This window comes from Brevundimonas sp. SS2672, from assembly GCF_059579685.1.
In genome coordinates this window covers 1,224,332-1,241,581 of the sequence record NZ_CM184201.1, presented here as the reverse complement: position 1 = coordinate 1,241,581, position 17,250 = coordinate 1,224,332, and the positions used below count along the sequence as shown (strand labels likewise).

Here is a 17,250-nt window from a genome sequence, read left to right as displayed (position 1 = left end):
TCATGAAAGAAGGAACGCGGCCGCCCCCGTCCGCGCTCCCTCAGCCCTCGCTTCAGCCCTTGCCGCCGCGATAGGCGTTGCGGACTTCCGCCGGCACGCGCTCATAAATTCCGGGCCGTGGAATGCGCAGACGACGCCGGGCCTGATCCAGAGGCTCCGCCAGCAAGGCCTCGTAATCCTGCCCCGGAAGCCAGGCCGCCCGACGACCGTCGCGCCACGCCTGAAACACCGCTCTTGCACACGGATAGCCGGTGCGCGCGCGTGCGAACTGCACCGCAATCGCCGCCGCGATCAGGCCAAACCCTGAACTGCGCGTCTGCGGCAGAGAGAAGGCCACCACGCAGGCTTCGCCCAAGGCGTCGGTATGATAGCCGGTCAACACGTGCCAGATATCATGCACGTCGCGCAGGCGGCGCGCATACCAGGCGCGCGGATGCGCCGCCTCGATCTCGCTGTCCGCCACCTTGCGGCTTTCGTCAGCCAGTCCGTAGGCGGAGAAGTCCTGTGCGACGATGAAGTCCAGATAGGCCGCGCCGACGCTGCCTTCCGGCATGGTTTTCAGCCACTCCCGATCCTGCAACCGGTCCGCCAGCTCCAGGCGGCGATAGGCCTGAACCCCGCCTTCGGGACTGCTCATCAGCTTGGCGTAGCCCCAGTCGACGGAACGCCCCGCCAAGGCGTTCATGATCTCGAACACCTGTTCGGTGTCGTCCTTGTCCGCAACCAGTCGGCTCATGGCGCGCGCAGCCCGCACCGGCTGAACCCGACGGCTCAGCGTGCGCGAGGCTTCGCGAAATCCCGTTATGGCCCCACTATGATCCAGCGCGGTCGCGGCCATGGCTTGCAGTCTCCTTGGACGGCTCGTAAGACACATTACCTACATGGATGTCATTTACACCGATGTCAATTAAAATCGCCGATAAGCCGCGCCGCCGGCGCCGTTCGCCTGAAGAAGCCCGTCGCGAGGCCCTGGCCTCAGCGCGCGACCTCCTGCTCTCCGGGGGGCCCAACGCCGTCACCCTGGCAGCCGTGGCCGGCGAGATCGGCGTCACCCATGCGAACCTGATCCACCATTTCGGCTCGGCCGCAGGACTGCAGTCGGCGCTGATGGGATCGATGGTGGCCGATCTCAGCGACGCTCTGGACGCCGCAGTGGCCCGTCTGAGGACGGACGAAGGCGCGCCGCTGGAATTGATCAACGCCGTCTTTGACGCCTTCTCGACCGGCGGCGCCGGGCGACTGGCGGCCTGGATCGCCCTGTCCGGCGACCTGTCGCACCTCGAACCGGTGCGCGAAGCCGTTCAGAATCTGGTCGTCGCCATTCAGGAGAAACTCGGCCTGGGCGGGGATCAGACCGACGAGACTATCGGCTCGGCCGTCCTCTTCATTGCGCTCGGCGCCTTCGGGGACGCGCTGATCGGCGCCCCTCTGCGCGGGATGCTGGGCCAATCGGACGACGCCAGCCGCAGGGTCGTGGCCAGCCTGCTGCCAGCCTTCCTCGCCATGCATCCCCGCGCCTGACCAGAGAAAAGAAAGCCCGACGCGAGGCATCGGGCTTTTGAAGTCATTTGGTGATGGTGGGTGTCCTCGAAGAAAGAAGACAGGCCCTTGATCAACCGGTTTGGTTAATGGGTCATTAACGCTGTTTTCAGTCTGGCAACCAGGTCGTCTGATAGGCGGAACCAGACAGCCCCCGCGTAATTCGCCAGCCCTCGCCCGCCCGTTCGGCGTGGGCGGCGGGCGCGCCTGGCCCAGGGTAGTGAAAGACCGTTCCATCGACCTCGATATCGCCTGCACGATCGCTGGCCGTCGCTACAGGCGCGACCCAGCGCCCGCGCGAATCCGCCACCGCCTGGGCTGACATCCCGCCGGCGCGCACGACGATCTTCTGGCCTGGATCTGCGCGACCGGAGGCGATCAGACCTCGACCGTCGCCATCCAGGGCGTCCAAGGCCGGCCCCGGCGTCAGGCGCAGGCTGGGGCCGCCATCCGTCAGCAGCGCGGCCGCCTGCCTTCCCTCCCCCACCACGAGCAGTAGCTGAGGCCCAGGCGTCGCCGTCTGGCCGATCTGAATCTCCGGGGTCAGAACCTGGCCTGTCGCTGCGGCGCCGACATGGAGCTCGAACCGGCCCTGGGCGTCCGCGCCCGCCGCCACGGCCGGTCCGTCCGTCCCGCTGAGAATGACGCGCGCGCGCGGCGCCGCCACGCCGCGCACCAGGACGCCGCCGTCCCCTTGAGTGGAAACGCTGAAGATGCGGGGCGTCGTCATCCAGTCGTCTTCCTGCGCTTCGGCCGGGTCCGCCTCCGCTTCAGGTTTGGGCGAACCGCAGGCCGACAGCGCCGTCGCCAGCACAAGGCTCAAACTCGCCAGCAGGCCGATCCTTCGTTCCATCCTGTCCCGCATCGCTATAAGGCTGTCAGTCCAGATAGACGGCTACGTCCGCCCGGCCCAGCCCCTTCGGCCCGGCCTGCCCGGTTTGTCCGTCTGTCCTTCCACCTGCCGCCAGAGGTCGTCAAAGGTCCCATGTCCCTGCCCTCCGTCAATATCGCCCCATTCGAGGGCCGGTCCGTCTGCCTGTTCTGCGGCTCGTCCGATGGAACAGATCCCCGCTACATCCAGGCGGCGGCGGCGTTCGGGAAGGCCGTAGCCGAGGCGGGTTGGCGCTTCGTCTATGGCGGCGGCGGCGTGGGTCTGATGGGCGCGTCCGCCCGGGCGGCCCATGAAGCGGGCGGCCGCGTGGTGGGCATCATGCCGGCCTTTCTGCGCAGCCGCGAACGGCTGTTCGACGACGTGGAGACGATCGTCGTCACGTCCATGCACGAGCGCAAGCAGCTCATGTATGACGAGTCCGACGTCTTCGTGGTTGCGCCCGGCGGCGTCGGCACGCTGGAAGAAGTCGTGGAATTGCTGTCGTGGAAGCGGCTGGACCTGCATGCCAAGCCCGTCATCTTCTTGAATCTGGACGGCTTCTGGGACGGATTCTTCACCCTGATCGAACACACCGTCGAGAAGGGCATGACCCCGGCGGGCTTCCTGGAGGCCTATGTCAGCGTCGATTCTGTCGAGGCCGCGATCGAGGCCATGAAATCAGCTCAGGACACGCCGCACTTGCAACATGATCATCGGTAAGTAAACGTGCGTCAGTAACGCCGGTCCGCCGAGCAGGAAGCTGGATTGACAGTTTCCTTAAAAAACGGACTATGGCGATGCTGGGCGTGCGCCCTACCCTTATCGGAGACTGTTCATGCGTGCTCTTCTCGCCGCCGTCGCCCTATTCGCGGCCGCCCCTGCCTTCGCCCAGGCCCCGGCCACCAGCGCCACCCTGGCTGACGCCGCCAAGGCCCCGACCGGCCGCGTGATCGTCGACGGCGCCACCTGGCGCTGCGAAGGCGACGCCTGCACCGCCACCGGCGGCTCCAATCAGCCCGCGACGCGCGCCTGCCGTCGCACGGTCGCCAAGATCGGCCCGGTGACCAGCTTCTCCTACAAGGGCCAGGCTCTGAGCGCAGAAGAGGTCGCCGCCTGCAACGCGGGCTGATCCCGATCACAGTCCACAACGAAAAAGGCCGCCTTCACGACGAAGGCGGCCTTTCTTGTATCCGGCGCCCCGACCGTCAGGCGGTTTCGCCCTTCAGCCGCTGAACCATGCGCTCGCGGCCGATCAGGGGGATCATGGCCGCCATGTCCGGTCCATGCGCCTGCCCCGTCAGGATCAGACGCAGCGGCATGAACAGACCCTTGCCCTTGGCGCCGGTCTTGTCCTTCACCGCCGAGGTCCAGGCTGACCAGGCCTCAGCGTCGATGGTTTCGGGCAGCAACTCCAGGGCGGCGGCGGCGAAGGCGGCGTCTTCGATCACCGGCGTCACCGGCCCCGTGACGATCTTCGCCATTTCAACGACATCGCCGAACTTGCTGAGATTGCCCTTCACCGTGTTCCAGAAGGCTTCGCCCAGATCGACGCCCAGAACTTCCAGGCGCGGCCTGGCTCCGGCGTAGTCGATGGCGTGCACAGCCTGAGCATTCAGACGGTCCAGATCGGCCGTGTCGTAGCGAGCCGGCGAACGGCCCATCTTGGAGAAGGCGAAGGCGTCACCCAGTTCCTGCAGCGAGGCGGCGACCTCCAGATTGTCCGAGGTGCCGATCTTGCCCAGATGGCTGGTGATGGCGATCGGTTCATAGCCGTCGGCGCGCATGTCCATGATGGCCAGCGAGCCCAGGCGCTTGGACAGGGCCGTGCCGTCGGCGCCGACCAGCAGCGGCATATGGGCGAAGCCAGGAACCCTGGCCCCCAGCGCCTCAAAGATCTCGATCTGGGCGCCGGTGTTGGTGACGTGGTCCTCGCCTCGGATGATGTGGCTGATCTCCATGTCGATGTCGTCGACGACCGACGGCAGCGTATAGAGGAACAGGCCGTCCTCGCGGATCAGAACCGGGTCGGACATGGAGGCGGTGTCCACCTCGGCGTGACCGCGCGCCAGGTCTTCCCAGGCGACGCGCTTGCCTTCCAGCTTGAAGCGCCAGTGCGGACGGCGGCCCTCGGCCTCCAGCGCGGCCTTCTCGGCCTCGGTCAGCGACAGGGCGGCGCGGTCGTAGATCGGCGGCAGGCCGCGCGACAGCTGCACCTTGCGGCGGCGGTCCAGTTCGTCGGCCGTTTCGTAGCAGGGGTAGAGGCGACCATCGGCCTTCAGCCGAGCGGTGGCCTCTTCATAGCGATCGAACCGCTTGGACTGATTGTAGCGTTCATCCCAGGTCAGGCCGAGCCATTTCAGGTCGATCTCGATGTTGTCTTCCGACTCCCGAGTCGAGCGGACCAGGTCGGTGTCGTCGATCCGCAGCACGAACGAACCGCCCTGCCCCTTGGCGAACAGCCAGTTCACCAGAGCCGTGCGGACATTGCCGACGTGCAGCTTACCCGTGGGAGACGGAGCGAAACGAACCTTGACGGACATGGGGGATCAACGACCTCGATAGGAAGGCGGCTTGGTCGCGCCGCCGCCCTCTCAAGTCAAGCCGAACCGCCCTTAATCGACGCGAGGGAAGCGTCAGTCGTCGCGGTGAACGCGCTCGCGGCGTTCGTGCCGTTCCTGAGCTTCCACCGACAGCGTCGCCGTCGGGCGGGCTTCAAGACGACCCAGGCCGATCGGCTCGCCGGTGTCTTCGCAGTAACCGTAGGAACCGTCCTCGATCCGGCGCAGGGCTTCATCGATCTTGGAAATCAGCTTGCGCTGACGATCACGGGTCCGAAGCTCAAGCGCACGGTCGGACTCGGAAGAGGCCCGATCCACCAGATCAGGGTGGTTCTCAGTCTCGGCCTTCAGATTGGTGACGGTGCCCTTCGACTCGCGAAGAATGTCGTCCTTCCAGCTCAGAAGCTTGCTCTTGAAATAGGCGACCTGCCGCTCGTTCATGAACGGTTCGTCGTCGGTCGGCCGATACACAGCCGAGTCCCCGGACATTACAGAGGCCAATGCGGTCATCGCACTCACACTCGTTCTCTATCGCGCCCCCTGCGGCGCAAGGGCCGTATAGGCAAGCGCAAGAGTCGCGGCAATGGCGTTCGCGTGTCCGTGATATGGCTAAGGTGCATTGACCCAGGGGAAGTGTGGCGAATTATCCTCACAAACCGCCGGAGATCCGGGGTTCAGCCGAAGTTTCAACGCCTTCAGACGCGAACACGGCTCATTTCAGCTTTCGCCAGTTCCACCGAAGCGCGCAGGTCGATCTGATCCAGCACAGCTTTCAAGCCCGGCTCTGCTCCTTCCTCGCGCTCTTCGCGCAGGTCACGGGCCAGACGGCCCAGGGCGGCGGCGCCGTCCTGACCGCCCAGCAGGGCCAGCTTCAATTCGTCCAGCCGATCCAGCAGGCCCGAGCCCCGACGAATGGCCCGGCGTCGACGCTCGGTCGGATCCTCCACCCCCTGCAACGCCATCAGGGCCGCCGCACCGGCCACGCCCGAAGCGCCCGAGGTCGCCCCAGCCTGGGCGGCGGACGTCGCGCCGGCCGTCGTCGGCAAGGCGAAGCCGCCCGCCGCACGTGCGGCCGGTCGCGTGGTCGGCGTCGAAGCCGCGCCCAAGGGTCCGGTGACCTTCATGCAAGACGTCTCCTTCTGAGCGTCGCACCATGCCGCCAGGGACTGAAGTCTTGGTTAACGACCCGGCAAAACCTGCCGCCAGGCGCCGACCAGACCTCGACCCATCATTGAAATTGATGGGCTTTTCGTCCGGCACGATCCTCGCATGGTTAATGACGAACGCTCACGCAGGGACGTCTGTCGCATGCAGAAGTTGCTTACCGCCCTCATCGCCCCGGCTGTCGCCGCCGTGGCGCTCGCCGTCCAGCCGGGCGTCGCCGAGGCGCAGTCGCGCATCAAGGACATCGTCTCGATCGAGGGGGTCCGCTCCAACCAGCTCGTCGGCTATGGCCTGGTCGTGGGCCTCAACGGCACTGGCGACAGCGTGCGCAACTCCCCCTTCACTCGCCAGTCGCTGGAGGGGATGATGGAGCGCCAGGGCGTCAACATCCGCGGCGCCAACCTGAACACCAAGAACGTCGCGGCCGTCATGGTCACGGCCGAACTCCCCTTCGCCACGCCGGGCTCGCGGCTGGACGTCAGCGTCTCGGCCATGGGCGACGCCAAGAGCCTGCTAGGGGGCACGCTGCTGGTGACGGCGCTGCAGGGCGCGGACGCCGAAATCTACGCGGTGGCGCAAGGGTCGGTGCAGACGGGCGCCGTCTCGGCCTCGGGCGCGTCAGGCTCCTCGATCACGCGCGGCGTGCCGACGGCGGGTCGTATCGCCTCGGGCGGGGTGGTCGAGCGCGAGACGGGCTTCGATCTCGGTTCCATGCCGTCGGTGCGCCTGACCCTGCGCAACCCCGACTTCACCACGGCGCAACGCATCGCCGCCGCCATCAACGAAACCTACCCCCAGACCGCCTTCGCCGAGAACGGCACCGTGGTGGCCATCCGCGCGCCCCAGAACTTCGGCATGGCGGGCTTCCTGAGTCGGGTCGAGAACCTGCCGGTCCAGATCGATTCTCCGGCCAAGGTCATCATCGACGAGGTCAACGGCGTCATCGTCATGGGCGAGGCCGTCCGCATCTCCACCGTCGCCGTGGCCCAGGGCAATCTGACCGTCTCGGTCCAGGAAACGCCTCTGGTCAGCCAGCCCGAGCCGTTCAGCCGCGGCGGTCAGACCGTGGTCGTGCCCCAGTCGGACATCAGCATCTCCGAGGAAACCGGCCGCCAGATGCGGATCGTCGGCGGCTCGACCTCCCTCTCCACCCTGGTCAACGGCCTGAACGCCCTCGGCGTCAGCCCGCGCGACATGATCAGCATCCTGCAGGCCATCAAGGCCGCCGGCGCCCTCCAGGCCGAAATCGAGGTGATCTGATGGACGCTCTCGCCGTCTCTCCGGACCTGCTGCGCGCCGACACCCCGGCTCGCCCCGGCCCGCCGCAGAATCACGAAGCCATGCGCCGCACGGCCGAGTCCTTCGAGGCCAGCTTCCTATCGCAGATGATGAAGCCCATGTTCGAGGGCCTCAGCACCGAGGCTCCCTTCGGCGGCGGCGCAGGCGAGGCCGCCTGGCGCGGCTTCCTGGTCGACGCCATGGCTCAGCAGACGGTGAAGGCGGGCGGCGTCGGCCTGGCCGACAGCGTCCTGGCCCAGATGATCAAGATGCAGGAGCAAGGCGCATGACCGCCGATATCGAGACCGCCGCCTTGCGCGTGCAGCACCTGACCCGCCTGACCCGAGACCTGACCGATCGCCTATCGCTGGAAATGGACGCCATGCGCGCCCACCGCGCTCAGGATCTGGCCCAGGGCGTGGCCGAGACGCAGGAGATGGCCAACCTCTATCGCCGCGAATCCGCCCAGGTGAAGGCCAACCCCGCCGCCATCGCCGCTGCGCCCGAAACCGACCGGCAGGCCTTGATCGAAGCCACCGAAACCTTCGAGGCCGTCCTTGCGGAACACGCCGTGACCGTCGAAGCGGCCCGCCAGGTGTCCGAAGGCCTGGTCCGCACCATCGCCGCCGAGGTGGCGGGCGCCCGAGCTCAGGGCGTGGGCTATGGCGCGGCGGGTCAGGCGATGCAGGGCGACGGACGGGCCGTGGCGCTGAACCGCACCGCCTGAGGCCCCTTATCGCCATTCTTTAACAGCGTGCGGCCTACGGCTTCGGCATGACACTGACCCCCCGCCTCCTGGGCCTGGCGTTCGCCGCCGCTGACGCGCTGATCGAAGTCGATCAGCATGGCGTGGTGCGCTTCGCCCTGGGTTCCGGCCCCGTCGCAGGTCAGCAAACCTCAGCCTGGGTCGGCCGCCCTCTCGGCGAGCGCCTGTCGGTCCAGAGCGCCGCGACGCTGCAGAATCTGCTGGACGTGCTGCTGCCGGGACAGAGAAGTCCCGCCGCTGAGGTTCTGGTCGATTGTGGCGACGGCCGGATGCGCCCCGCGACCTTACGCGCCTTCGCCCTGCCCGACATCGCCCCGGCCCGGTCCTGCGCCCTGTCCTATCAAGGCGAGCCCTTCGAGGTCGACCACGCGCCTCCGGCCGCAGGCGCTCCGCCGAGAGACGCCGAGGGCTTTCTGACTCATGCGCACGCCAGCCTTTCGAGCGGCGAGACCGGCGCCCTGCAACGCCTGGCCTTGGCCTTCGTCGACGTGAACGGCCTGCATGACGTCGATCCCGCCACGCTGGAGCGGGTTCACCATCGCATCGGCGGCGCGCTCAACGCCGCCTCCCACGACGGCGTCAGCGCGGGTCGGCTGACGTCCGACCGCTACGCCCTGATCCGCAAGCTGGACGATACGCGGGATCTGGCGGCGGAAATGCGGAAAGCCGGTCAGGCCGAGGGTGTTGTTCTGTCGGCCGTCGCGACGCAGAGCGCCCTGGGCGGCGACGCCGCCTCGGCCCTGCGCGCCATGCGTTTCGCCATCGAGGGCTGCCTGAAGGACGGCGGGCTGGGTCAGCCGGAGTTGTCCTTCGCCGATTCCCTGCAACGCACGCTGAAGGACGCCGACCGTTTCCGCAGCATCGTGCGCGACCGGGATTTCGCCCTCTATTACCAACCCATCGTCGATCTGAAGACCCGGGCCGTCCACCATTTCGAGGCTCTGGCCCGCTTCGGACAGGGATCAGGCCCTGCCGCCGCCATCCGCATGGCCGAAGAACTGGCCCTGATCGACGGCTTCGACCTGGCCGTAGCGGAAAAGGCGGTGCGGCGCCTGCGCGAGCCGGGCGGCGGCCTGCTCAAGATCGCCGTCAACGTCTCGGGCGCCTCCCTGGCCAACGACGCTTATGTCGCGGCCCTGCTGAAGATGACCGCTGCGGCGCCCGATGATCGTCGGCGCCTGATGGTCGAGGTGACGGAGACCGCCGCCCTGGCCGATCTGGCCGCCGCCGATCGTCGTCTGGGCGCCCTGCGCAACGCCGGGATCAAGGTCTGCATCGACGACTTCGGGGCCGGTTCGGCCTCCTTCGATTATCTGCGCGGCCTGTCGGTCGACGCAGTGAAGATCGACGGCGCCCTGGTGCGCGATATCGATATCGACGCCCGAACCCGCACCCTGGTCGCCCATCTGGTCGAGTTGTGCGGCTCGCTGAGCCTGGAAACCATCGCCGAGATGATCGAGACGGATCAGATCGCCGACGCCCTGCGCGACCTGGGCGTCACCCACGGTCAGGGCTGGTTGTTCGGCCGGGCCGAGCCTGAGCCGCGCACCATTCTGAACACCCCCGCGATCCGTGGCCGCCGTCAGGGCGTGATCGAAGGCTGGAGCTGACCGTCCTCCAGCACGACCGTTCGTTCGACACCCAGATTCGCCAGGAAATCTGCGTCATGGCTGACCACCACCAGCGCGCCGTCATAGCCTGACAGCGCCGCCTCCACGGCCTCGACGGAATCGATGTCCAGATGGTTGGTCGGTTCGTCCAGCACCAGCAGTTGCGGCGGCTGCGTCCCGGTCATGACGCAGGCCAGGGCCGCGCGCAGCCGCTCGCCGCCAGACAGGTCTCCCGTCTTGCGGTCGGCCTGCACATTGCGGAACAGAAAGCGGGCCAGAGCCGCCCGCGCCGCATTGGGCGTGCCCTGCGGGTTCAGCCTCAGCCAGGCATCGACGAGCGTTTCCTCCGGCTTCAGCATGGCCGCCTGCTGATCCAGCAAGGCCGCGCGAACCGGCCGCTCGATCGATCCCGCCGACGGTTCGGTCAGGCCCGCGATCAGCTTTAACAGGGTCGTCTTGCCCGCCCCGTTGGGACCGGTCACGGCGACGCGCTCCGGCCCGGTCAGGCGCAGGGAGATCGGCCCCAGCAGACGGCGGCCGTCACCGGCCCTCACGACCGCCTCGTTCAGGTTCAACACCATACGTCCCGCAGGCAGTCCGGTCGGCGGCATGGCCAGCGCCATCTGGCGCACGCGTTCGACGCGCTCGCGCGCCTCGACCAGATCGCTCTCGGCCGCCTGGCGTTTGCGTTCCGCCAGCCGCTGACCACGCGCGCCGGTTTCCTCGGCCCGCTGGGCCTGGGCGTCGAGCAGGATCTTGGGATCGGAGCTGTTGGCGCGCGCCGCCTTGGCCGTGCGGTCACGGCGCGCCTGACGCTCCTGCGCCATCTGAGACTCGCGCTGGACCCGACCGATAGCGCGTTCCGCCTGTTCCAGATCGCGTTCGGCAGCGGCCCGTTCGGCGTCGCGACGCTCGACATACAGTTCCCAGCCGCCGCCATGCACCCGCGCGCCCAGACTGGAAAGCTCGACGATGCGGTCCACGCGTCGCAGCAGGGCGCGATCGTGGCTGACCAGCACCACCCCGCCCGGCCAGTCGGTCACGACATCGGCGATCATGGCGCGGGCCTCGGCGTCCAGATGATTGGTCGGCTCGTCCAGCACCAGCAGGTCCGGCGCCGCCAACTTCAGCCCCGCCAGCCGCAGGCGCGTCTGTTCGCCGCCGCTGAGGTCCGCCGTACGGCGATCTAGCGCAAGATCGCCCAGACCGACCCCGACCAAAGCCGCCTGCATCCGCTCTTCCAGCGTCCAGTCCGCCTCGGCCATGTCGTCCAGCGAGCCGTCGCCGGCCAGCACGCGATGCAGAATCGCCAGAGGCTCGGCCACGCCTAGGGTATCCGCGACCGCCTCATCATCCGCGGGCGTCTGCGCCTGCGCCAGCCAGCCGACCGTTCCGGCGCGCGCGATCGCGCCCTCGGCCGGTTCGGCCAGACCAGCGACAAGGCGCAGCAACGTGGTCTTGCCCACGCCGTTGCGACCCACGACAGCCGTGCGTTCGCGCCCGAAGGCGAGCGTCAGATTGTCGAAGAGGCTTCGGCCGTCAGGCGTGCGGGCCGCGACGCCGTTGAGCGTCACGAGCGCGGATGCGGACAGGCTTGGGCTTGGGCTTGGGTTGAGTAAGGACATAGGCGAACACGAGCAGCGGCATGGAAAGGGCGAAACCGATTTCCAGGGTGCTGATCATGATCGTCTTGCCTCCTCACTGATGCGTTGGCTGATGGAAGGATGGGGACGGAAGTTTCGTAACGCAACCCCAAAACTGCGGCTCAGCTTTCGCAAGGCGGCCGCCACGCCCCTTGGACAATCGGCGTCATGGTCTTTCGGCCTCCCGGTTCCTATCTTGAGCGTCATGAGCACGCCTGATCGTCCCGTCGCCTTCCGTATCGACCGTCCTGCTCCGGATCGAGCCGAAGCCGCCGCACGTAGAGAAGCCGCCGTGGCCCGCATCCGCGCCGAAACCGGCATCGACGAAGACATGATCGACGCCCTGGTCGAGGGCTTCTACGCCAAGGTGCGCGAAGACGATTTCATCGGCCCGATCTTCGACGCCCGCATCGACGACTGGGGTCCGCATCTGGAGCAGATGAAGCTGTTCTGGTCGTCCGTCGCCCTGTCCACCGGCGTCTATCAGGGGCGCCCCATGCCCAAACACCTGCCCTTGCCCATCGATGCGCGCCACTTCGACCACTGGCTGGGCCTGTTCGAGGCGACCGCCCGCGATCTGTGTCCGCCCGCGGCGGCCGAACACTTCATCGTCCGCGCCCGCCGCATCGCCGAAAGCCTCGAACTGGGCGTCGCCAACGCCAACGGGGTGATGGTCGGCCTCGGCGAACGCTATCGGCGGCCGGAAACGCCGTGGGCGCCCGAAGCAGGCTAGAAGTTCTCATATTGTTCTTGCTGTTTCCGGCGAATTGATCCCCATATAGCGTCGTCGCCCCGGACCGTTCCGGGGTCTTCCGCGTTCCCGGATTCCATGACCGAAAAGCACAACTTCATTCGCGTTCGCGGCGCCCGCGAGCACAACCTCAAGGGCGTCGATCTCGACATTCCGCGTGAGCAGCTGGTGGTCATGACCGGCCTGTCCGGGTCGGGCAAATCCTCGCTGGCGTTCGACACCATCTACGCCGAGGGCCAGCGCCGCTATGTCGAGAGCCTGTCGGCCTATGCGCGCCAGTTCCTGGAGCTGATGGGCAAGCCGGATGTGGATCTGATCGAGGGCCTGTCCCCGGCGATCTCCATCGAACAGAAGACCACGTCGAAGAACCCGCGTTCGACCGTCGGCACCGTCACCGAAATCCACGACTACATGCGCCTGCTGTGGGCGCGCGTGGGCATTCCCTATTCGCCGGCCACCGGCCTGCCGATCGAAAGCCAGACCGTCAGCCAGATGGTCGACAAGCTGACCGCCCTGCCCGACGGCGAACGCATCCTGCTGCTGGCGCCGGTCGTTCGCGGCCGCAAGGGCGAGTACAAGAAGGAAATGGCCGAGTGGCAGCGTCAGGGCTTCCAGCGGCTGAAGATCGACGGCGAGTTCTACGCCATCGAGGACGCCCCTGCGCTCGACAAGAAGTTCAAGCACGACATCGATATCGTGGTTGATCGCATTGTAACCAAAGAGGGTCTTGAAGGCCGTTACGCCGACAGCATTCAGACCGCTTTGGATCTGGCCGACGGCATCGCCACGGCGGAATGGGCGAATGCGCCCGAAGGCGAAGAGCCGCGCCGGATCGTCTTTTCCGAGAAATTCGCCTGCCCCGTTTCAGGCTTCACCATCAGCGAGATCGAGCCCAGGCTGTTCTCGTTCAACAACCCCTTCGGCGCCTGTCCGACCTGTGACGGCCTGGGGGTCAAGCTGGCCTTCGACGCCGATCTGGTGATCCCCGACCGCGACAAGACCCTGCACAAGGGCGCGGTGGCGCCGTGGGCGCGCGGCCCCTCGCCGCTCTATACGCAGACGCTGCAATCGCTGGCCCTGCACTACGGCTTCTCGATGGACAAGGCGTGGCGCGACCTGCCGGAAAAGGCGCAGGCCGTCATCCTGCGCGGCTCGGGCGGCGACAAGATCAAGTTCGTCTATGACGACAACGCCCGCAAGTACGAGGTCTCCAAGCCGTTCGAGGGCGTGCTGCCGAACCTGGAGCGCCGCTGGCGCGAGACCGACAGCGCATGGGTGCGCGAGGAACTGGGCCGCTATCAGTCCGAAACCCCGTGTGAGGTCTGCGGCGGCAAGCGCCTGAAGCCCGAGGCGCTGGCGGTCAAGGTCGGGGGCGAGGACATCGCCGACATCTCCAACCTGTCGATCTCCAAGGCCTTCCTGTGGTTCTCGACGCTGGAAGACGCTCTGACCGAAAAACAGGTCGAGATCGCCCGACGCATCCTGAAGGAGATCACCGACCGCTTACGTTTCCTGAACAATGTCGGCCTTGATTATCTGAACCTGTCGCGCAGTTCCGGCACCCTGTCCGGCGGCGAGAGCCAGCGTATCCGCCTGGCGTCGCAGATCGGCTCGGGCCTGACTGGCGTGCTTTATGTGCTGGACGAGCCGTCGATCGGCCTTCACCAGCGCGACAACACCCGCCTGCTGGACAGCCTGAAGGGCCTGCGGGATCTCGGCAACTCGGTGCTAGTCGTCGAACACGACGAAGAGGCGATCCTGACGGCCGACTACGTCATCGATATGGGCCCGGCCGCCGGCGTCCACGGCGGCACGGTCTGCGCCGAGGGCACGCCCTCCGAGGTCATGGCCAACCCCAACTCCCTGACCGGCCAGTATCTGACCGGCGCGCGCGAGATCGAACTGCCGCCCGAAGGCCGCCGCCCCATCAACCGCAAGCGGATGCTGAAAGTCTCAGGCGCGACGGGCAACAACCTGAAGAACGTCACGGGCGAGATCCCGGTCGGCGTCTTCACCTGCATCACCGGCGTGTCGGGCGGCGGGAAGTCGACCTTCACCATCGAGACGCTCTACAAGGCCGCCGCGCGGCGGCTGAACAATGCGTCCGACGCCCCCGCCCCCTTCGACCGCATCGAGGGGCTGGAGCATTTCGACAAGGTCATCGACATCGACCAGTCGCCGATCGGCCGCACCCCGCGCTCGAACCCCGCCACCTATACCGGCGCCTTCGGTCCGATCCGCGACTGGTATGCGGGCCTGCCCGAGGCCAAGGCGCGCGGCTACGGCCCCGGCCGCTTCAGCTTCAACGTCAAGGGCGGCCGCTGCGAGGCCTGCCAGGGCGACGGCGTCATCAAGATCGAGATGCACTTCCTGCCCGACGTCTACGTCACCTGCGACATCTGCAAGGGCAAACGCTACAACCGCGAAACGCTGGAAATCGTCTTCAAGGGCAAGAGCATATCCGACGTTCTGGACATGACGGTTGAAGAGGCGGCGCGCTTCTTCACCGCCGTGCCCTCGATCCGCGACAAGATGCTGACGCTGGAGCGTGTGGGTCTGGGCTACGTCAAGGTCGGCCAGCCCGCCACCACCCTGTCAGGCGGCGAGGCCCAGCGGGTCAAGCTGTCGAAGGAGCTGTCCAAGCGCGCCACCGGCAAGACGCTCTACATTCTGGACGAGCCGACGACCGGCTTGCACTTCGAGGACACGCGCAAGCTGCTGGAGGTCCTCCAGGAGCTGGTCGAGAACGGCAACACCATCGTGGTGATCGAGCACAACCTCGACGTCATCAAGGTCGCCGACCATCTGCTGGACTTCGGCCCCGAGGGCGGCGACGGCGGAGGCGAGATCGTCGCCGTCGGCACCCCGGAACAGGTCACCGAGAACCCCGCCAGCTGGACCGGCCGCTACCTCAAGGAAGTGCTGGACCGGCACGAGGAACGCCGCAAGGGCCGCGTCGCCGCCCTAACCGCCGAACCTGCGCCCGCCAAACGCGCCAAGGCCCGCAAGAGCGCCTGAACCGATTCCAATCCGCTCACCTCGGCGGACGCCGGGGCCCATTGAGAGCGCCCGTCGGCAATCTGTGAGTCAGGCGCCGCGCCCTGAAGCCAAAGCACTGGATCCCGGCGTCCGCCGGGATGAGCGGGGGATAACAACTGGAATGAAAACGCCGCGCCCCTGTCGGAGCGCGGCGTTTCATTTCCAGCGAGGTCGTCGGATCAGACGCGCGGCACGCCCTTGATGCCCAGATAGGCCGCCGAGAACGGCGCATAGATGACGGCCGCCTGCGCCGCCGACAGCAGGGAATTAACGACGCCCCACACCAGCAGGGCCGGCCAGAACTTCACGAGAAGCGTGGCGACATTGGTCGTCTCTGCTCCCGCCAGGCTTTCCAGGCCGCCGAAGATCAGGTTCAGCGGCGCGATGACGATGGAGCCCAGCAGCCCCACCAGCATGGACATGACGCCCGCCAGAACCGCCATGCCCAGCAGCGGCCAGAAACGGCCCCTGGTCATGGCCCAGCTTTCCTTGATGGCGATCTTCTGCTCCGCGAAGGTCGTCGGCGCGACCAGGCAGAGGCGCACGGCCAGCCAGACGGCGACGGCAGCAACCCCAAGTCCCACAAGAACCGCCGGCAGGATCAGGAAGGGCGCGCCCATGCTCGCCGCCAGCCCTACAAAAATGCTGACCAGCACCGTGCCGCCCATGATCACGCCGAACATCAGCAGCGCTACAACCAGCGTGGCCCCCAGGATACGCAGTTCATCGCGCCCCAGGCGCAGATAGCCGAACCGCTTCTCCTCCGGACGAATGACGGAGCGCGCCACCGCCGCCGTCAGCACTGCGCTGAACAGCAGCGACAACGGCAGGGCCAGCCCCATCATGGCGCCGTAAGCCTGCCCCAGGGTCGTCAGATCGCTCATCGACGGCTCGGCGCTCTGTTCGATCTGCTCGGCCAGGTTGATGATGTTGATCAGGCTGCCGCCGGCCACAGCGAAGAAGACCGCGAAGAACACGATATAGGCGGCGGCCCAGGCCAGAATGGCCATCGGCGCCCGACGGGCCAGGCGGAAGCCCTCAAAGACGGATTCGGTGGCGTTGAAACTCATGCTGGCTCCTCGATTCTCGCTCAGCTTAACGCAGCCGCGCCGGTTTCGTCCTGTTTCTGCATCGCCAGCATCTGGCGACAGGCCGAAACGCCAGGCGCGATCCAGATGGCGACGATGACGCCGTAATAAGCCGCAATGGCGATAAAGGCCGCAACGCCCGCCACTGCGACAACGAGCGGGTTGAAGGCCGGAAGCTCGCTCGACGCGCTCTGGGCCCAGGCCGCCAGTTGAGGCCAGAAGGGAATGCTGACGCCCAGGGCGATCAGTCCCGCCACGATCAGAAACAGCACATGGACCAAAAACGTGACGGCAAGCGTCGCGACGAAAAGGCCCAACAGCATCCCGACGCGGCCCTTCGTCATCTTCCACCCCGCCACGAAGGCGAAATCCTGAGACGCGATGCTGAGCGGCATGATCATGGAGGTCCGCAACCCCGCCCAGACGATGCCGACGATTCCCGCCAGCCCCACCGCCACGCCCAGCACCACAGCCGCTGTTTCGGACACCATCCAGAAGGCCGCCCCAAAGGCGAAGGCCAGCAGAAGGACGACCAGCATCACGCCATAACAACCCGCCATGACGGCCAGGCCGGCCACGGCCACCCTCGCCTCATCCATGCCGACTCGAAGATCGAAAAAGCGACCCGGCGCGCGCTCGGGCCACAGCACCGCGCGGCAGATGGCGGCGATGATCAGGACGTAACCGATCAGCTGCACCACATTGATCAACATGGACCAGGCCTGCATCCGCATCATGGCGGCGAGCGCCTGCGGGCTGGCGTCTGCATTCTCGGCCATGGCCTCAAGGCCGATCGTCATCAAGAGATCGATCATGACGATGGCGGACAGCAATACAGGCAGGGCCAGAACGACGCCCCAGGCGAAGACGCTGCCGGGCCGACGCCGGATCAGACGAAAACCATCCGCCAGCGCTTCATCGATCTGGAATCCATGGGTCATGA

The 17,250-nt window shown here is 66.9% G+C and carries 18 protein-coding genes; 9 read left to right on the top strand and 9 right to left on the bottom strand.

The window, feature by feature from the left end:
* Positions 1-52 precede the first annotated feature (52 nt).
* Positions 53-838: a Coq4 family protein gene (locus AC52GN_RS06310; protein ID WP_496528533.1), complete on the bottom strand. Its 786-nt coding sequence runs from the start codon at positions 836-838 to the stop codon at positions 53-55.
* Between the two features lie 62 nt (positions 839-900).
* On the opposite strand from AC52GN_RS06310, the gene AC52GN_RS06305 reads away from it, so the two are divergent.
* Complete coding sequence (locus AC52GN_RS06305; protein WP_291782154.1) at positions 901-1,521, top strand: TetR family transcriptional regulator; 621 nt, start codon at positions 901-903, stop codon at positions 1,519-1,521.
* 127 nt (positions 1,522-1,648) lie between these two features.
* Here the strand turns inward: AC52GN_RS06305 and AC52GN_RS06300 are convergent, their stop codons facing one another.
* A complete protein-coding gene (locus AC52GN_RS06300; protein ID WP_496528532.1) occupies positions 1,649-2,392 on the bottom strand; it encodes a hypothetical protein in 744 nt (247 codons plus the stop codon).
* A gap of 132 nt (positions 2,393-2,524) precedes the next feature.
* Here AC52GN_RS06300 and AC52GN_RS06295 point away from each other — a divergent pair, with 132 nt between their 5' ends.
* Positions 2,525-3,130 (top strand): LOG family protein, encoded by a 606-nt coding sequence (locus tag AC52GN_RS06295; protein ID WP_312218569.1) that lies wholly within the window; start codon positions 2,525-2,527, stop codon positions 3,128-3,130.
* Between the two features lie 115 nt (positions 3,131-3,245).
* Positions 3,246-3,539 (top strand): DUF8200 family protein, encoded by a 294-nt coding sequence (locus AC52GN_RS06290; protein WP_291782163.1) that lies wholly within the window; start codon positions 3,246-3,248, stop codon positions 3,537-3,539.
* 76 nt (positions 3,540-3,615) lie between these two features.
* Here the strand turns inward: AC52GN_RS06290 and gltX are convergent, their stop codons facing one another.
* The 3 genes from gltX to AC52GN_RS06275 form a co-directional block, all read right to left on the bottom strand.
* Positions 3,616-4,950, bottom strand: a complete 1,335-nt coding sequence (gene gltX / locus AC52GN_RS06285) for a glutamate--tRNA ligase (RefSeq protein WP_496528531.1) — start codon at positions 4,948-4,950, stop codon at positions 3,616-3,618.
* 93 nt (positions 4,951-5,043) lie between these two features.
* The gene (gene dksA, locus AC52GN_RS06280) at positions 5,044-5,457 is read right to left on the bottom strand and encodes an RNA polymerase-binding protein DksA (protein WP_291782169.1); all 414 of its coding nucleotides are present in this window, start codon (positions 5,455-5,457) and stop codon (positions 5,044-5,046) included.
* Between the two features lie 206 nt (positions 5,458-5,663).
* A complete protein-coding gene (locus tag AC52GN_RS06275; RefSeq protein WP_496528530.1) occupies positions 5,664-6,092 on the bottom strand; it encodes a flagellar assembly protein FliX in 429 nt (142 codons plus the stop codon).
* A gap of 184 nt (positions 6,093-6,276) precedes the next feature.
* Between AC52GN_RS06275 and AC52GN_RS06270 the strand changes: the two genes are divergently transcribed.
* From AC52GN_RS06270 to AC52GN_RS06255, 4 genes are read left to right on the top strand one after another with little or no spacing between them, the layout of a single operon-like run.
* Entirely contained in the window at positions 6,277-7,392 is a 1,116-nt protein-coding gene (locus tag AC52GN_RS06270) for a flagellar basal body P-ring protein FlgI (protein WP_496528529.1), read from the top strand.
* Complete coding sequence (locus tag AC52GN_RS06265; protein ID WP_343829293.1) at positions 7,392-7,700, top strand: rod-binding protein; 309 nt, start codon at positions 7,392-7,394, stop codon at positions 7,698-7,700. The genes AC52GN_RS06270 and AC52GN_RS06265 overlap by 1 nt, the downstream gene beginning before the upstream one ends.
* Positions 7,697-8,137, top strand: coding sequence for a flagellar basal-body protein FlbY (locus AC52GN_RS06260; protein ID WP_343829292.1), 441 nt, complete (start codon positions 7,697-7,699; stop codon positions 8,135-8,137). The genes AC52GN_RS06265 and AC52GN_RS06260 overlap by 4 nt, the downstream gene beginning before the upstream one ends.
* A gap of 47 nt (positions 8,138-8,184) precedes the next feature.
* Positions 8,185-9,786, top strand: coding sequence for an EAL domain-containing protein (locus tag AC52GN_RS06255; RefSeq protein ID WP_496528528.1), 1,602 nt, complete (start codon positions 8,185-8,187; stop codon positions 9,784-9,786).
* Here AC52GN_RS06255 and AC52GN_RS06250 read toward each other — a convergent pair.
* Together AC52GN_RS06250 and AC52GN_RS06245 are read right to left on the bottom strand one after the other, a co-directional pair.
* On the bottom strand, positions 9,759-11,360 hold the full coding sequence (locus AC52GN_RS06250) for an ABC-F family ATP-binding cassette domain-containing protein (RefSeq protein WP_496528527.1): 1,602 nt from the start codon (positions 11,358-11,360) through the stop codon (positions 9,759-9,761). The two genes, AC52GN_RS06255 and AC52GN_RS06250, sit on opposite strands and share 28 nt — an antisense overlap.
* The gene (locus tag AC52GN_RS06245) at positions 11,326-11,469 is read right to left on the bottom strand and encodes a hypothetical protein (protein WP_496528526.1); all 144 of its coding nucleotides are present in this window, start codon (positions 11,467-11,469) and stop codon (positions 11,326-11,328) included. The genes AC52GN_RS06250 and AC52GN_RS06245 overlap by 35 nt, the downstream gene beginning before the upstream one ends.
* 165 nt (positions 11,470-11,634) lie before the next feature.
* Between AC52GN_RS06245 and AC52GN_RS06240 the strand changes: the two genes are divergently transcribed.
* Both AC52GN_RS06240 and uvrA read left to right on the top strand, forming a co-directional pair.
* Positions 11,635-12,162 (top strand): group III truncated hemoglobin, encoded by a 528-nt coding sequence (locus tag AC52GN_RS06240; protein WP_496528525.1) that lies wholly within the window; start codon positions 11,635-11,637, stop codon positions 12,160-12,162.
* 96 nt (positions 12,163-12,258) lie between these two features.
* Entirely contained in the window at positions 12,259-15,198 is a 2,940-nt protein-coding gene (gene uvrA, locus AC52GN_RS06235) for an excinuclease ABC subunit UvrA (protein WP_496528524.1), read from the top strand.
* Positions 15,199-15,398: 200 nt separating this feature from the next.
* On the opposite strand, the gene AC52GN_RS06230 is transcribed toward uvrA, so the two are convergent.
* Together AC52GN_RS06230 and AC52GN_RS06225 are read right to left on the bottom strand one after the other, a co-directional pair.
* The gene (locus AC52GN_RS06230) at positions 15,399-16,289 is read right to left on the bottom strand and encodes a hypothetical protein (RefSeq protein ID WP_496528523.1); all 891 of its coding nucleotides are present in this window, start codon (positions 16,287-16,289) and stop codon (positions 15,399-15,401) included.
* 20 nt (positions 16,290-16,309) lie between these two features.
* On the bottom strand, positions 16,310-17,248 hold the full coding sequence (locus AC52GN_RS06225; RefSeq protein WP_496528522.1) for a hypothetical protein: 939 nt from the start codon (positions 17,246-17,248) through the stop codon (positions 16,310-16,312).
* Positions 17,249-17,250 lie beyond the last annotated feature (2 nt).

Excerpts from the sequence above, each read along its gene's own strand:
- AC52GN_RS06275 (WP_496528530.1), bottom strand. The coding sequence starts at position 6,092 with ATGAAGGTCACCGGACCCTTGGGCGCGGCTTCGACGCCGACCACGCGA.
- uvrA (WP_496528524.1), top strand. The coding sequence starts at position 12,259 with ATGACCGAAAAGCACAACTTCATTCGCGTTCGCGGCGCCCGCGAGCAC.
- dksA (WP_291782169.1), bottom strand. The coding sequence starts at position 5,457 with ATGTCCGGGGACTCGGCTGTGTATCGGCCGACCGACGACGAACCGTTC.
- AC52GN_RS06260 (WP_343829292.1), top strand. The coding sequence starts at position 7,697 with ATGACCGCCGATATCGAGACCGCCGCCTTGCGCGTGCAGCACCTGACC.
- AC52GN_RS06255 (WP_496528528.1), top strand. The coding sequence starts at position 8,185 with ATGACACTGACCCCCCGCCTCCTGGGCCTGGCGTTCGCCGCCGCTGAC.
- AC52GN_RS06305 (WP_291782154.1), top strand. The coding sequence starts at position 901 with ATGTCAATTAAAATCGCCGATAAGCCGCGCCGCCGGCGCCGTTCGCCT.
- AC52GN_RS06240 (WP_496528525.1), top strand. The coding sequence starts at position 11,635 with ATGAGCACGCCTGATCGTCCCGTCGCCTTCCGTATCGACCGTCCTGCT.
- AC52GN_RS06290 (WP_291782163.1), top strand. The coding sequence starts at position 3,246 with ATGCGTGCTCTTCTCGCCGCCGTCGCCCTATTCGCGGCCGCCCCTGCC.
- AC52GN_RS06295 (WP_312218569.1), top strand. The coding sequence starts at position 2,525 with ATGTCCCTGCCCTCCGTCAATATCGCCCCATTCGAGGGCCGGTCCGTC.
- AC52GN_RS06245 (WP_496528526.1), bottom strand. The coding sequence starts at position 11,469 with ATGATCAGCACCCTGGAAATCGGTTTCGCCCTTTCCATGCCGCTGCTC.
- gltX (WP_496528531.1), bottom strand. The coding sequence starts at position 4,950 with ATGTCCGTCAAGGTTCGTTTCGCTCCGTCTCCCACGGGTAAGCTGCAC.
- AC52GN_RS06310 (WP_496528533.1), bottom strand. The coding sequence starts at position 838 with ATGGCCGCGACCGCGCTGGATCATAGTGGGGCCATAACGGGATTTCGC.
- AC52GN_RS06225 (WP_496528522.1), bottom strand. The coding sequence starts at position 17,248 with ATGACCCATGGATTCCAGATCGATGAAGCGCTGGCGGATGGTTTTCGT.
- AC52GN_RS06230 (WP_496528523.1), bottom strand. The coding sequence starts at position 16,289 with ATGAGTTTCAACGCCACCGAATCCGTCTTTGAGGGCTTCCGCCTGGCC.
- AC52GN_RS06265 (WP_343829293.1), top strand. The coding sequence starts at position 7,392 with ATGGACGCTCTCGCCGTCTCTCCGGACCTGCTGCGCGCCGACACCCCG.
- AC52GN_RS06270 (WP_496528529.1), top strand. The coding sequence starts at position 6,277 with ATGCAGAAGTTGCTTACCGCCCTCATCGCCCCGGCTGTCGCCGCCGTG.
- AC52GN_RS06300 (WP_496528532.1), bottom strand. The coding sequence starts at position 2,392 with ATGGAACGAAGGATCGGCCTGCTGGCGAGTTTGAGCCTTGTGCTGGCG.